Below are 13,993 nucleotides of genomic sequence, written 5' to 3' on the forward strand. Positions count from 1 at the left end.
CCGCTAAACACGGGGGCTGCGCGGCGGACACGCCGACGTCACAGCTACTGCCACGCCATTTTTGCAGAACTTGACGCACACAACTTTTGATCATCGTCGCTTTGTTCTTCATAGGCTTCAGATACTCAAGGCCAGGCCAAGGTACCCTCGTTATTCCTGGCGGTACGCTGCAGCAACCGTGAATCCGACCCCTTGGCGCTGATGCGGAGCCGTTCTCGGGCTACCAAAAGTGCCCCGGCGGGACTGGGGACGACAGCAAGAACCGTCCGGCGCTTCGCGGCCGGTCTTTTGCATCCCGCCGCGGCCTTCCTTTCCCACCTAAACAACCAAGCCTGGCCGGTGTGAGGTCGACATACTGGGAGACGACGAGCCCCATCCACCAGGCACTAGACGGCCCTGATCAGCCGGAGCAGAGAAAGCGCCTCGAAAAAGGTCCCCTTGCGAAAGGCGAGATAGGTCGGCTCTTCGACACCGTGGAACCGGCGCTTGAAGGCCGCCTGCCCCTGCAGGTTGAAGCGGGTGCGATTGACCCACGGCGATTCATAGGCGCGCTGGAAAGCGCACCGCCAGAAATCGCTTTCGACAAAACCGCTGGGTCCGATTTCGACCAGCGGCGACAGGCCGAGGGTAACGACGGAAACACCTTCGTTGCGAAAGCGGTCGACCGCAAATTTGGTCAGGCCGATCTCGGCATGCGCCGAGGCATCGATGTGCTTGCGCTTGAACGAGGTGGTGTAGCCGATGACCTTGCCGTCACTGAACAGCGGATCGAAATCCAGCAAGGCCACGAGCTCTCCATCCGGACCGTGCAGGACGAAGCGGCGCATGTCGATGCCAAGGTGATCGGCAAAGGGCCTGTTGAGAAACCTCATCTCCCAGCGCTTGACGATGCGGTCTGCCCGCCAGTTCTGGGAGAGCCTGGCAATCTCGTCGAGGAAGACGGTCCCGTTGTCCTCCGCAAAGGAAAACCCCTTCCTCAAGAGCCAACGTTCGGAATAGCGCACTGTCTCATTGCGCCTTCCGGAAAAGTCGTGGCCGGGCAGGACAAGCCTGGTGTCGACGCCAAGGCGGTTGACCTGATAGCCAAGCCCGGCAAGCACGCGCGCCGTCTGTTCGCCGATCTGCACGAACCACGGGCTGCCTGCAACCTCGACGAAACGTTTGATATAGTCGCGCCGATCGGCCGGGGCAGCCATTGGGTCACCGAGCGCGAAATGATGTCGCGTTTTGCTGCCGTAAGCGATGTAGCCCTGGGCATCGCCGAAGTAATGAAGCCCCTTCTGCACGGCGGCCGAATAGGCAAGGGAAAAATCACCATGGCGACGGACCAGCGCCAGGCGCTCGACATGGTTCAGCTGCAGCCGCGGTATTTTAGGCCCGCGGTTTTCCAAAAAACGATCGAGGCGTCTTCGCAATGACGGCATGGTCGACTTTCGCGTGCCGGCTAGGCCGATGAAAGAGCTGACGGACCCCAGACCGATCATATTGCCGCGAGCTGATCCTTACCTGGTGCGGCATCTTATCCGGCCGGAACCGCCAGATTTAGGCACAATCCGCCCCCGGTCCCGCCCCAAGGCGGCACCACGCATTGTTGTCGACGCCCAGCGTCTGACGGCTGGTTGCTGCGCTCTTCGCGACACGAAATCGATTCCACTTCGGAAGCGCTCACCTGCCAAACACGATGGCGCTTATCGAACTGCGCTCTGAGAAGATTGTGCTTGATCTGAAGCCAGGAATTCGTCGCGTTCTGCTATCCACAAATCGGCATAGTCGACATTCTGCCACTCGGCAAACCACGGGCCGCCGCTCGTATAGTGGACCGCCTTAGGTGTGCCGACAGCAGGCTTTTCGTTCCAGCCTTCGAGCCAATTCCACTCTACCGGCAATGAGCCCAGATCTTCGTCGGCAACCCACTGCATTCGGTGAAGATAGGCGCCACTTTCCTGGTTCACGACCTCTGGCGTGAGCGATTTGACCGAGGGATGCGCGCAATTGAACAGCATCAACGACGACCAGTTTTTCCGAGGATAGGATGTCTGGACCACGCCATCCATCTTGGTCGTGGCCTTCGGCGTATAGTCATGCTGGACGCAATAGACCGCCTTTTCCGAGTCCGTATATTTCAGCAGGCCTGCGACGTCACCGAGCCACAGGAAATCGCAATCGCAAAACAGGGCCCAACCCGTGTAGCCGGCGAGAAAGGGCGTCAGAAAGCGCGTGTAGGTGAACTCCGTTGAGGCGAGCGGGTCTTTTTCCCGCCAGTACAGCCCGCGGCTACGCATCTCGTCCTGCTTGATCGGAATGACGGAGACAGGCGCCGACGCATGTTTGAGCAGCGAGTGGCGCGCGACGTCGTACGCGATCGGCTCACGGCTGTCCCATCCGATAAATACCCTAAACGCATCAGTCATATTCACTACCCTGGCTTTCGATTTAAACGGTCGTACACTAACTAGTTGGCGATGGCTCGGCAACAATGGCGGTCGCCCAAGCCGGTTTCTCACAGATTTGTCCTGGCCTCGGTCTTGCTGGTTCGGGTGGAATTGGCCTCGCTCCCCAATGCCACACGCGCCCATTTCTGATAGGTGTAGCTGGCGGAATAAGCGGCAACCATCGCCCCAGTGGAACCGTCCAGAAATCCCAGCCGGAAAACATAGCTGCGCATATAAGCCCAGACAGAGCGCAAAACCGCCTTGCCTATCGAGCTTTTTTTGCCCTCGGCAAGCAGCCGCGCGGCGGACGCTTCGGCGTACCGGCCAATCTTGTCGTGGGCATCCGCCAGGTCGGCGATGGAGTCGTGCTCGATCGGCTGGGACAATCGCCCGACCTTCCCGTTCACCACTACTTTCTCGTGCACGGTATCGTCGCTGAAGCGCCCGGAGCGGTGACGAAATAGCCTGAGCACCAGATCGGGTGACCAGCCGCCATGGCGGACAATATGCCCGCAAAAGCGCGATCTTCTCGGTATTTCGAAGCCGTCATAGCCTTTTGGGTCGGCGATTGCGGCCCTGATTTCCGCACCGAGCGGCGCCTCCACCCACTCATCGGCATCCAGCGAAAGGATCCAATCCCCCGTTGCCGCGGCAAGCGCACGGTTTTTTTGCGCGCCGAAACCGGGCCAATCAAGGGTCATCAAAACCTTGGCTCCGAGATCACCGGCAATGTCCTTGGTTCTGTCGCTGCTGTCATTGTCTAGAACGACGATTTCGTCGGCAAAATCCACCGAACGAAGGCAGCGCGCGATGGACGCCTCCTCATTGCGGGTGATGATAACGACCGAGAGCACCGGCACGGTCAGAAGGTTCCGGCATCAAAGCTGCCGCTGTCATTCGAATGTATCTGCAGCATCGGCTCCCGGCCTGTTAGCGCACTGAGGGTACTAACCTAATCCAACAAAGTCGAAAATCATTTCAGATCAAGGCTTTCATACAGCGCCATCATTCGCTTTATCATGACGTTGAAATCATAATGCTCGGCCGCCGCTCTCACCCGGGTCGCGGTCTCACATCGTGACGACAACTGCAGCGCGTGCGCGAGCCCTGCAGCGAGGTCGCTTTCGCTGGCCGCGTCGCAAACAAGCGTCGGCTCGAACCGCTCGACAAGCTCGCGCGCTCCGCAGCCGGTGCTTACCACAGCGGGCAAGCCGCTGGCCATGGCCTCGATCACCACTGTGCCGAAAGGATCATAGATGGAAGGCAGCACGGCAATATCGGCCGCGCCGTACCACGGCAACATGTCCTTTTGCGGCCCCAGCATCTTGAGCCTTGCGCCGAGACCCAGCCTGTCACCAGCCTGCCTGAAGGCGTTGGCGCGCGAATCGTGGCCGACGACCCACAATTCCGGCTCGCCATCGAGCCTGGCGACAGCCCTCATCAGTGCAAGAAGCCCCTTTCGCGCAAAGCCCGAGCCGACAAACAGGACGACCGACCTGTTATCGTCGACGTCGAGCCGCGCGCGGACCGCGGTCCGATGCTGTTGGCGCAGTTGCGGATTGAAGCGGTCGAGGTCCACGCCGTTGGGGATATGGTGCACATTTTCCGCCGGATAATCGTAGTGACGGACAATGTCGTCTGCGACCATTTTCGAAATCGCAATGACAGCTTTGAGCCGTGGGCTGGCATAGGTTGCGCGCTCGAGGCGCAGCGTCTGGCGGTGAAAAGGGCTCAGCGCCATTGCCGCCCTGCCAAGCCGCGTCTGGAAACGCCGCCGCTCGGCAAGATAGGCGGCATGAACGCCCTCCCCGGCCCGGAAGACATCGCAGCACGGGAGGCGATCGTTGCTCTGCACCAGCGCCCGTGGCATCTCGGCGATCTTGCGGCAGGCGGCTTGAGCAAAGGACGTCGCCCGCAGCGAACGCGGAAAGCGGCGGCCGGCGCAATGGATGAACTCTATCCCTTCATTACGCGGCCAGTCGCCGGAGAGCACGGCCACCGGCCGCTGACGCGCCGCGAACGCGGCCATGATGTTTTCCAGCATGATCTCGCCTCCACCGAAAGGCGCATAACGCTGGCGCACGAACAGGATCGGCACTGTCGGTTCGGCTTGGACCTGCCGATCATGCTGAGACAGAGCCATTTGACCTCGCTACGCCGTGAAGATTTGCACATGATCGACTGGAGTGTCGTTTTCCTGAGGTAGACTGTGCGCCGCCGAGCAGAAGCCGCGCATTGCCGTCAGTAGCCGAAAGCCTCAAAATCCTCGGCATAGAGGCTAGAGACGATCCCGCGCGATCTCTTATCATAGTAATCGTCGGCCTTGCTCGTCGCATCCGTTCGGCTTTGGCTGCGGTGGATGGTGTTGCTGATTTGCCTGCCGCCACTGATCCGATCCCACACCTTTTGGAAGTCCTCGGCGAAATTTTCGACACGACCGATAAAATCAAACTCGGACGTGGGCATGACAAGCGACGATGTCTGCGGAGCCCAATGGAGGTCCGCATACAGCCAGCCATCTTCCAGGAGATCACAAAATTCACAGAAAGTCGGGATATTGCCGCGCTTACCGATGTTTTTCTTTCCCGTCGCGACCTTATCCAAATAGGCCGACAGCACGCGGCTGTAGGGATTCCGCACAAACGTGAACGCGAACACGTTCGAAATCGAATCAACCTGATCGACGGTCAATTGCGACGGACGCAACAGGGTGTCGCTCTGCAGCAATTGTTTCTTCGCGCCGGCGAGCTGGAACTTTTCGCGAAATTTAAGCTGGGCCAAGTTTATTGTGACCGTAGAGTTGGCCGACTTCGCAATGCGATTGTAGAAAAATCCGTGATCGGGATCAAACAATCCTTGCCGATCGGCGGTCAGTATCGTCAATTTGCCGCCATACGGGTATCGCTTGTAAAACGGAGAAGCCGGTATGGTCCTTTTGGCGACCGTTCGGCCAACCTTTGTTTTGATTTTCCGAAATCGTTTCAGCACATTCGAGCTCGATCCGTGAGTGGTTTCGTCCCCCGTTTACCGTGCCCACCGCGGCGTATAGCGTAAGTCTGTCGACGCTGCCAAGTTAGAGATTGAATGTAAAAAATTTGGCGGAACATTTGCGTTGTCTAACGCCTTCCCACCCCCGGAAAAACATCGCAGCACAAAAGGCGATCATTGTCCTGCACCAGGGCCGGAAGCGTTGGTCGTGCTGTGACAAGCCCGTGCGACGCGCGATGCCTCTATCCACCTCAATTGAGCTTTCGAACTTGGCGGGAGTTTCTTCGCGGTCTATTAAGCGCCGTAAGCCAGCCTTGGATAGGGCAATGCGGTAAAGACAGTCTGCCTGCTTACAGGCCTATGCCACGACAGGTAGACTGATTTCAAGGCGAGGGTTTTTGCCGATGACGACCAGCCATGTTTCGCCCGATAATGTCGTGCCGGGCAAACCCCAGCTCGGCGCATTCCGTCGCCTCGAGCGCTCGTTGCGGCCACGGCTGCAAAGCCTTCGCGACGTAGTCAGGGAGCCGTTTCTTGCCTGGGCGCATCCGGAAGCCCTCGCCTTCTACCGCAGGGCCGTGGCAACCGCATACCTGCCGGACGACTTGATCGACGTGGTCCCGCAACTCAAGATCCTGTACCTGGCAACGCCGAAGGCGGCCAGCAGCCGCATTCGAAGCAACCTTGCAGCCATGATCGGCAACGACACCGTGTCGGGGTGGCGCAGCGACCAGAACTGGAAGGTCCACAACCGAAAGGCGTCACGGTTGCAGGCGCCTCGCCATGGCATCGTGCAGTTCCACCACATGGCGACAAGTGCTGAAGCCTTGCGATTTACCTTCGTTCGCAATCCCTACACCAGGCTGTTGTCGTGCTGGGCCGACCAATATCGCGACCGTCCCCTTGTGCCTGGCTATGGCAGGGTCGAGGTCTATCTGGCCCACCGCGAACGGGCCGATCCGGCGCTGCCTGTCGGCGCTGACAAGAGCCTGTCCTTTGCAGATTTCGTCGCCTTTGCCTGCAAGACGTCCACATGGCGCATCGACAAACATTGGCAGAGGCAAAGCGACATTGTCGAAGTTCCAGGAGTTGCGTTCGACCTCATCGGCAAGACCGAGACTTTCGCAAAGGATTTCGAACGGGTTCTCGATCATGTCGGTGCAGGCGACGATATGCGGCGCGCGGCGATGCCGCCCCTGCACACCTCCTCGCGTCGCAGGCTTGCCGACTACTTCACGCCAGAACTGGCGGATTCCATCTATCGCGCATATGAGCGCGACTTCGATCAGTTTGGCTATCCGCGCGCGCTTCCAGAGTGAAAATATCGGGCGTATCGCTCAAAGGTACCCGAAAGCCTGCATCAGGGGCTTCCCACGGCCCTCGGTAAGCTCCGCCAATTCCTGCTGACCAAGGTCGGTCTTCCATCGTCCGCGCCCGTCATAGATCGGCTGATTGACCTGCTGGTTGCGGAGTGCAGTATGTTGCTTCTCAAGTTCGACTTCGGCCGGCTTGAACCATTGCTGCGGCTTCCTGTGATAGTCGAGCAGGTCCGGGCTGAAGGGCAGGTTGAGAAAGCCGCAGATGCGCTCGACGATCTTGGCCGGATCCTCGACCAGATCCTCGTAGCGATAGATCAGTACATCCGGCTGTCCTTGTTCGGCGAGAACGAGCGCATTGTCGCCGATCCAGCGGTCGAGCGCCTCCCTTGGATCGCCAAGACGCTTGGCCAATGACGCCACGACGTCGCGCCCGTCCCGCACCGGCATCACGAAACGCGCCCCGGGCACGAGGCGGCGAATACGGCCGACGCGACGGATATGCCGCGGCGTTTTTTCAAGCAGCAAGGTCTTTCCGGCACCGCGCGCCGCGCGCTTCAGCTTCCAATAGCGAAACATCGCCAGCGGCGTCCATTTGAAGAAGACATTGGTTTCCTGGAACGGCAGGTAGACGTCGGGATGGGCTGCGAGGATCGTCGCGATCAACGTCGTGCCGCTATGACCGCAGCCGCATATGAATCCGGTCCGCATCACCATGTCGGCAGTGCTCCCATGGCCCGACCCCGCTCCGTCACGGCAAAAAAGAAATGCTGGCAGCCTTGAGGGTGGCTATGCGGAGGCATTCGAAAACTTGGCGCCTTTCAGGAAACCGGACAATACCGCCTCCTGATAGCTTTCCTCGGATTGCGAAGCCACGGCCGTTCGCTTCCAGCTTTGTGGAAGACCAAATCCCTGCTTCTTACGTTTGAGCGTGCTTGCCGGCAAAACATTGCGATATGCGTATTTAAGCCCGCCCTTAAGCTGGCCATCCTTGTAAAGAAACGACTCCGGCAGGCTGAACGCATATTCGATCATCGTTCGCGACAGGAACGGGATACGCGCTTCGAGCGAAACCGACATGCTCAACCGATCGACCTTGGTCAGGATATTGTTGGGCAGACTGGTATGAAAATCGAGATATTGCAGGCTGCGCAACGGTCCGAGTTCCGGCTTCCACCACGCCCTGAGATGGGCGAGTTCATCATAGTCAGCAGCGATGGCAAGGCGTTCGCGATAGACGTCGCGCTGCCATCTCGTTCTGCCGGAGCCAATGGCGATGGAGAGCTCGACCGGGTCACGCGTGGTGATCAGGCGCAAATTGCGGTCCTTCAGGCGCCACCCGCTCTGTGAACCGAACGGGACGAAACGTTGCTTCCTGCGAATGCCGCTAAACCGCTTGTATGAGCGATAGCCGCCGAAAAGCTCGTCCCCGCCATCGCCCGTCAGCACGACGGTCCTGTCGCGGCTGGCAAATTCGCAGACACGAAACGCCGGGATGGCGGCCTTGTCGGAAAGCGGCTCGTCATACCATTCCCGCGTGCGGTCGAAGACGTCATCGAGCTCTGTCGGCTGCAGGATCCGGATCGCGTGTTCGGCGCCGAACAGCGCCGCGACCTTGGCCGCCTGCGCGCTCTCGTCAAATCTCGGATCTTCGAAGCCGATCGAAAACGCCTTTGCCGTGGGGTTCACCGCAACGGCATGCGACAGGACAACCGCCGAGTCTATGCCGCCACTGAGAAAATAGCCGACCGGCACATCGCTCACCATGTGAGCGGCAACGCTCGCCTGCATGCGGTCCCGCAGCCCGTCGGCCAGGCGGTCGTCATTGTCCGAGCGGAGTTCGGTAGGCATGGTCCAGTAACGCCCGACATCGACGCGGCCGGTTTCCAGATCGAATGTCAGCCGACTTGCGGCCGGAAGTTTGAAGATATTGCGGTAAAGGCTTTTGGGCGCTGGAATATAGCGGCATGCGAGATAGTCCAGGACAGCCGTCTCGTCGATCGGCGGCAGATCGTCGCCGAGCCAGGTCTGCAGCGCTTTCAGTTCCGACGCCCAGGCAAATCGGCGTCCCGAATGGAAGTAGAAGAACGGCTTCATGCCCGGCCGGTCGCGGATCGCATGCAGCTTGCGGCGTTCCCCGTCATGGATCACGGCCGCATACATGCCGTCCAGCTTCTCGCAGAGCCCTTCGAGCCCCCACACCCGATAGCCATGCAGCACAACTTCGGAATCGGACTGCGAGGCGAATACGCAGCCTTTGGCAATCAGATCGGCGCGGAGCTCGCGATAGTTGTAGATCTCACCATTGACCGTGATCGCGAACTTCCCGTCGGCGCTGACCATGGGCTGATTGCCTGCCGCCGAGAGGTCGATAATGCTGAGGCGCCGAAACCCGTGATAGAGATCGCTGGTGACACGTGCGCCGCCATAATTCGGGCCGCGGTGCACAAGCGTGTCGCGGGCCTGGTCGGCACGATGGATATCGTCGGGCGAAAAGCCCTCGGCACGATAGACGCCGAACAATCCGCACATCATTGGCTCCGCAGGAAGATCTTCGGTTCGAAAGCTTTTTGCCGGCTCCGCCAGCCGGGCCAGACCAGTATAGGAAACTGCCTGGATGCTCAACCGCCCTGCTGATTTGTACGGTCAGGCTCGAGCGGCCTCGAGCAGGCGCCTCATGTTCTTCTCCGCCTCGTCCATCACCTCGGCCCAGGGCCGTAGGCGGCCGTGATCTGGGGATCGGCCCGGGCCGAGCGCGCGGGCCGATAGAACTCGCATGATGGATCGCTGTGGCCAGCCAGACCTGCTTCTCGGCCTTCTCGAACCGGAGAGCAGAACCTAGATGGCAAAAAAGGCATCGGCATATGAGGCAAAATCGTAGCTATCGGCGTCGTGCCGCTATGTCCGCATCCGCAGACAAACCGATGCATCGGATCAATTCACACCTGCCCCTGTCGCCGATATAAGATATGCCATGCCGCAGGAAGGCCTCATCGAGCCGCTTCCAGTAATCGAGCCGCGCAAGTACATTGTCGCAGAAGGCTACATCATCTACGCTGAGGTAGTCCAAATAACCACCGACCTTACCTTTTCGAACCTTGAAACTTTCCGGGTCGTCAGGATTGCGTGGTCGCAATTTTCCGCCATAGCGCGCACCCAGTTCTCCTGAGATTTCAGATTGCTGCATTCGTTTGAACGACCTACTGACGACCACATCAGCAAGGTTGGACTCGTCGAAGGACTTTCCCACAAAGTTTCCGACACTGCGCAAAGCGTCGTTTGTATCCCGCTGCATATCTTCATAGCGCAGAAGCGCAATTTTTCGCATGTAACTTGCGGCTGCGAACCACTGCAGATTGAAAAGGGCAATCTTCTCGACGCCGTGTTTGGGGCTCCTTACACATTCGCCTATCGGACCTGCTCCCAGCTGATGGCGTTTGCAAACCTGAAAATATCCAGACACCACAGTGTCGCGGGGGTCTCGCGTCAGAAATAGGATCCGCTGCCGTTTGTAGCGTGATTTGTCGGTGCTGATCTGTGCAATGTCACGCAGCTCCTTGTGGTCGGAACCATCATGCGTGTAAGCCGCATTGACGCCCAGATCGTCAAGCATTACGCGCAGCCACGTCCGCCCGGACTTGGGAAACGAGACGACAAGGAGTGGCGGCCTTTTTGCAAAGAAGTTGGACAACAATCTCAACTTAGGCCTCCGATTGCGAGCACTTTGATTGCGCAAAATCAGCGGTTGTAAATATCGATCAAAGCATTGGCGATCCGTTGCGAAGCTGGCATCTTTGGATCAATCGACAGATTGGCATTGAGGAAGTCCCGGCTTTGCTCAAAATAGGTCGGTCTTGACCTGACCGCAGCAAGGATATCGTCGACGAGTTGATGCTCCGACCATGTTGGTTTGAAAGCGCCCATAGGACTGTCGAACTCGACCATCGGCGAAACCAGCGGAAAGAGCACCACCGGAATGCCGCAGGCGATCGCTTCGTAAACCGTGGTGCTTGGGCGAGTTACTAGCGCCAGGGCGTCCGGGAGCAGTTGTGCGAAGTCTACGGGCGATTTGTTCGGCATGTCGACTTTTGCGAACATCGTGGGATGGACACTAACGACATGGGCAAGGCCGAGTTTCGCACATGCGGCTGCCACCGCTTCAATCGATTGGCGGTCTGCGAGGTCTTCGATCTCCCCCTTGAAGTTCACCAGCACGAAAAGCCCTTCATCGTGCCTGGCGCCCGCGTTTTCGACGGCACGCTCAATTACCGGGGAGCCGACAATGTAGGTCGGTTGTCGTCGTTGCTGCAGCGCTGCCGGTCCCATCGACAGGATGTAGTCAGCTCTCACAAATCGATGCGGCTGCAGCAGTCTCGCACCTCCGATGAGGCCGACCACACGGACCATTCCGAAGTTGATAGAATCTATGAACCGCCTAAAAAATTGCGGTGCATAGTCATTTCCAGTCACCAGCATGTCGCAGGGTCTGATCGTCCGCTTGAGCTCAGCAAAGCTGATATGCGACATTCCCCGGGCGGTTAGTTCAGGGCGTGCGACGCCGCCGCGTTTCAATCCGTCAATATGCGCGAATACGCATTGAATGCCGCCGTCGACCAGAAGTTGAGCCGCATCAGCCAGCAGGCGAACATTGTTGCGATTGTGTGGGACGAAGTAGACCGTCCTCGTCTCTGCCCTGCCGCGAGCGTAGATACGCCCCCGCCTGAACAGGTTTCCTGGATGCACAAGCCTGTACACCGCGAGGAGCCGCTGCACAAAGTCTTCGCTGATAAGAGAAGCCGACTTGTTCCCCGACCTACCCAAAGATATGCATCGCCCTCCAAGTCTTGAACCAGCCGCCAGCCGGCAGTTTACAGCGTTCTCGCCGTAAAAAAAGGCCCTTGACCACTTGGCTGCTGTGGCCTTCCTAGTGCATTCGCGATGCCAGGCGTGGCGGAGTCAACTAGAGGCGATGAGTGAGCACATGTGGTGTCGCGCCTCGTCCATCACGTCGGCCCAGGGCCGTTCGCGCTTTGAGACCAGCACGGCCGAAGGATAGTAGGGCGTGCGGTCGCCCTCCACTGGCCACGAACGTTTGAAGCCGTCACCAAGGATGAAGACCGACGGGACGCCGAGGGCGCCCGCCAGGTGGGCCCCGGTGTTGCTGATGGTTACGACGGCGTCCATCGCTGCAACCTGCGCGGCGAACATGTCCATGTCGACAAGCTGATCCACGGTAGGGTCGTGCAACACACGTGTCGGGTCGCCATCGGTCAAGATTTTCAGGTCTGACTCGGTCCGGCCATATTGGAGCGAAACGAACCGAAGGTCCTGTCGGCCAAGCAGGGGACGCCACGCCGCCAGCGGCGGCAGGTCCTTGCCGGGATTGGAGCTGCCCCATGCGACGCCGACCAGCGGCCGGCCGTCCTCGCTGTAGCGGGCGCGAAGTTCAGCGACCCGCGCCGGATCCGGTTTAAGCGGGACGAAATGCTCCCGGATCGTCGCCTCATTGGTTTCGAACACAGCAGTCAGATGCTGGACGCCGGCAAAGGCCTGCGCCTCGGCGTAGGCGGCCTTGTTCCCGGGACCGACAGCCCGCACATCGGCAATGGGAAATGTCCGCTGAAACAACGGCACCAACCGATGCTCGACGAGCACGATCAATCGTGCGGCGCGGGCGAGCGCGCGGCCGACGGAACTCGCATGATGGATCGCGGTGGCCAGCCCCTGCTTCTCGGTCTCCATCAGGTCGACGAGCAGTACCTGGCCCGAGACATCCTGGCCGAGCCACTCACGCTCGACACGGCCTTCAACGATATGGCGCCGGGCGATCTTGAGTTCGGCCGCCGGGCCGTAAGCGCCCATCCGCATCAGCGCCTTGCCGAGCTCGTCGAGCAGATGTACCTCGCCCCTCGACTTCGCGATCGATGCTAGCGCCAGGGCTTTCGGCAGCGCGGCCGACCAATCGCGCGCCTCGATGCTTCGCCGATAATCCGCCATCTGATCGGCAATATCGCCGTCACGCCAGCGAAGGAAAAGCTGCCGCCGATGACTGCGGAACCAAACCTTGTATTTGTAGCCGGCAAGCGCGATAGCGCGGCGGAACCGGAGAAGAAATCGGCTATCGGCCATCAGCAACTCCACTGATGATTTGCCTGATCCGTCCACCTGCTTCCTGCATTGCGGACGCCCATGCCTGGCCGCCTTTTCTGACCAGTCGAACGCTTGGATATGTGGCCACGGTCTCGCCGAAGGCGGGCCACGACAGCCGAAACCCGTCGTCGAGCATGACGACCGTTGGGACGCCAAGCGCCCCCGCCAGATTGGCGCCGGTATTGCTGATCGTCACCACGGCATCGAGCGCAGCGATTTGCGCGGCAAAGCGGTCCATATCCGACAACTGGTCGACGGAAGCGTCATGGATGATGCGTCCCGGCACCCAGTGCTCGAACTCGGAGAGCGCCGGCCCGACATCGCCATATTGCAGGCTGACGAAACGTCCCGGCAGGCTGCCGAGCAACGCCCGCCAATCGTCCAGGGCCGGCAGGTCCTTGGCCTTGTTCAGGCTTCCCCAGGCAAAGCCGATCAGAGGACCGGGGCCGCGATCGAGGTAGGTGCTGCGCAACTCGGCGACCAATCGGCGGTCCGGCTCCAACGGGACGAAGGGCGCGCGTGCTGCCGGTTCATCCGGCCAGAAGTGCTTCGCCAGTGTCTCGAAGCAGGCGAAGACATCGGCGTCCACCGCCGCCACCTCCCCCTGTTCCTCCAGCCTGAGATCGAGCGCAGGATATGTTCGGCGATAGAGTGGCACCAGTCGCGGCTCGACCGAGACGATGCATCGCTCGGCAGCCGCGACCACCGGGCCAAGCAACGACGCGAACTGAAGGAAAATCGCAAGGTCGCCTTCGCGGCGCTCGACGGCAAGCCTGCGACCCGCAAGATCACTGCCATCCCATTCGGGCCTGCCTGGCATTTGCTTGCTCGACGCAATCAACTGCCAGGCACGGTTTCCGCCGCCGAGACGTCTGAGCCCACGCCCGGCTTTCTTGACAAGCCCGCGATCGCCAAGCTGCTCACCGAGCAGGCCGAGTGCCAGCGCATGGTCCCGGGCCGCCTTCCAGTCGCTTCGCTCGACGCTCTCCGCCATCAGCCTCATATGCCGTTCGACGCTTTCGTCGGCATGACGCGAGGGCCGTTTAAGAAGTTCCTTTGCTCGATCAAAAAGCGTCTGTAGCCGCTTGCCCGCGCCTGCTTGCGGGC

At 59.8% G+C, this 13,993-nt stretch carries 12 protein-coding genes; 1 reads left to right on the forward strand and 11 read right to left on the reverse strand.

The annotated features are described in order from the left end of the window. Window positions 1–386: 386 nt before the first annotated feature. The 5 genes from NKI01_RS00005 to NKI01_RS00025 form a co-directional block, all read right to left on the reverse strand. A complete protein-coding gene (locus NKI01_RS00005) occupies window positions 387–1,424 on the reverse strand; it encodes a phosphatidylglycerol lysyltransferase domain-containing protein (protein WP_023717678.1) in 1,038 nt (345 codons plus the stop codon). 264 nt (window positions 1,425–1,688) lie between these two features. Further along, a complete protein-coding gene (locus tag NKI01_RS00010) occupies window positions 1,689–2,411 on the reverse strand; it encodes an LPS glycosyltransferase (RefSeq protein ID WP_023717679.1) in 723 nt (240 codons plus the stop codon). A gap of 89 nt (window positions 2,412–2,500) precedes the next feature. Continuing rightward, window positions 2,501–3,292 (reverse strand): glycosyltransferase family 2 protein, encoded by a 792-nt coding sequence (locus NKI01_RS00015; protein WP_352961447.1) that lies wholly within the window; start codon window positions 3,290–3,292, stop codon window positions 2,501–2,503. Between the two features lie 113 nt (window positions 3,293–3,405). Further along, complete coding sequence (locus NKI01_RS00020; RefSeq protein WP_051409615.1) at window positions 3,406–4,575, reverse strand: glycosyltransferase family 4 protein; 1,170 nt, start codon at window positions 4,573–4,575, stop codon at window positions 3,406–3,408. Window positions 4,576–4,673: 98 nt separating this feature from the next. Beyond that, window positions 4,674–5,315 carry a sulfotransferase family protein gene (locus tag NKI01_RS00025; RefSeq protein WP_023717682.1) on the reverse strand — a complete coding sequence of 214 codons (642 nt, stop codon included), beginning with the start codon at window positions 5,313–5,315 and terminating at the stop codon, window positions 4,674–4,676. Window positions 5,316–5,824: 509 nt separating this feature from the next. Here NKI01_RS00025 and NKI01_RS00030 point away from each other — a divergent pair. Then, window positions 5,825–6,739 (forward strand): sulfotransferase family protein, encoded by a 915-nt coding sequence (locus NKI01_RS00030; protein WP_023717683.1) that lies wholly within the window; start codon window positions 5,825–5,827, stop codon window positions 6,737–6,739. 18 nt (window positions 6,740–6,757) lie between these two features. On the opposite strand, the gene NKI01_RS00035 is transcribed toward NKI01_RS00030, so the two are convergent. From NKI01_RS00035 to NKI01_RS00060, 6 genes are all read right to left on the reverse strand, one after another. Then, complete coding sequence (locus tag NKI01_RS00035) at window positions 6,758–7,453, reverse strand: sulfotransferase family protein (protein ID WP_023717684.1); 696 nt, start codon at window positions 7,451–7,453, stop codon at window positions 6,758–6,760. A gap of 72 nt (window positions 7,454–7,525) precedes the next feature. Continuing rightward, window positions 7,526–9,268, reverse strand: coding sequence for an asparagine synthase (glutamine-hydrolyzing) (asnB, locus tag NKI01_RS00040; protein WP_352961450.1), 1,743 nt, complete (start codon window positions 9,266–9,268; stop codon window positions 7,526–7,528). Window positions 9,269–9,617: 349 nt separating this feature from the next. Further along, window positions 9,618–10,472, reverse strand: a complete 855-nt coding sequence (locus tag NKI01_RS00045) for a sulfotransferase domain-containing protein (protein WP_353040565.1) — start codon at window positions 10,470–10,472, stop codon at window positions 9,618–9,620. Between the two features lie 2 nt (window positions 10,473–10,474). Beyond that, a complete protein-coding gene (locus NKI01_RS00050; protein WP_352855923.1) occupies window positions 10,475–11,509 on the reverse strand; it encodes a hypothetical protein in 1,035 nt (344 codons plus the stop codon). Window positions 11,510–11,692: 183 nt separating this feature from the next. After that, window positions 11,693–12,865, reverse strand: coding sequence for a glycosyltransferase family 9 protein (locus tag NKI01_RS00055; RefSeq protein ID WP_352494620.1), 1,173 nt, complete (start codon window positions 12,863–12,865; stop codon window positions 11,693–11,695). Continuing rightward, window positions 12,855–13,889, reverse strand: coding sequence for a glycosyltransferase family 9 protein (locus NKI01_RS00060; protein ID WP_352494619.1), 1,035 nt, complete (start codon window positions 13,887–13,889; stop codon window positions 12,855–12,857). The genes NKI01_RS00055 and NKI01_RS00060 overlap by 11 nt, the downstream gene beginning before the upstream one ends. Window positions 13,890–13,993: the final 104 nt, after the last annotated feature.

Source organism: Mesorhizobium sp. M0815 (genome assembly GCF_040319995.1).
Classification (GTDB): Bacteria; Pseudomonadota; Alphaproteobacteria; order Rhizobiales; family Rhizobiaceae; genus Mesorhizobium.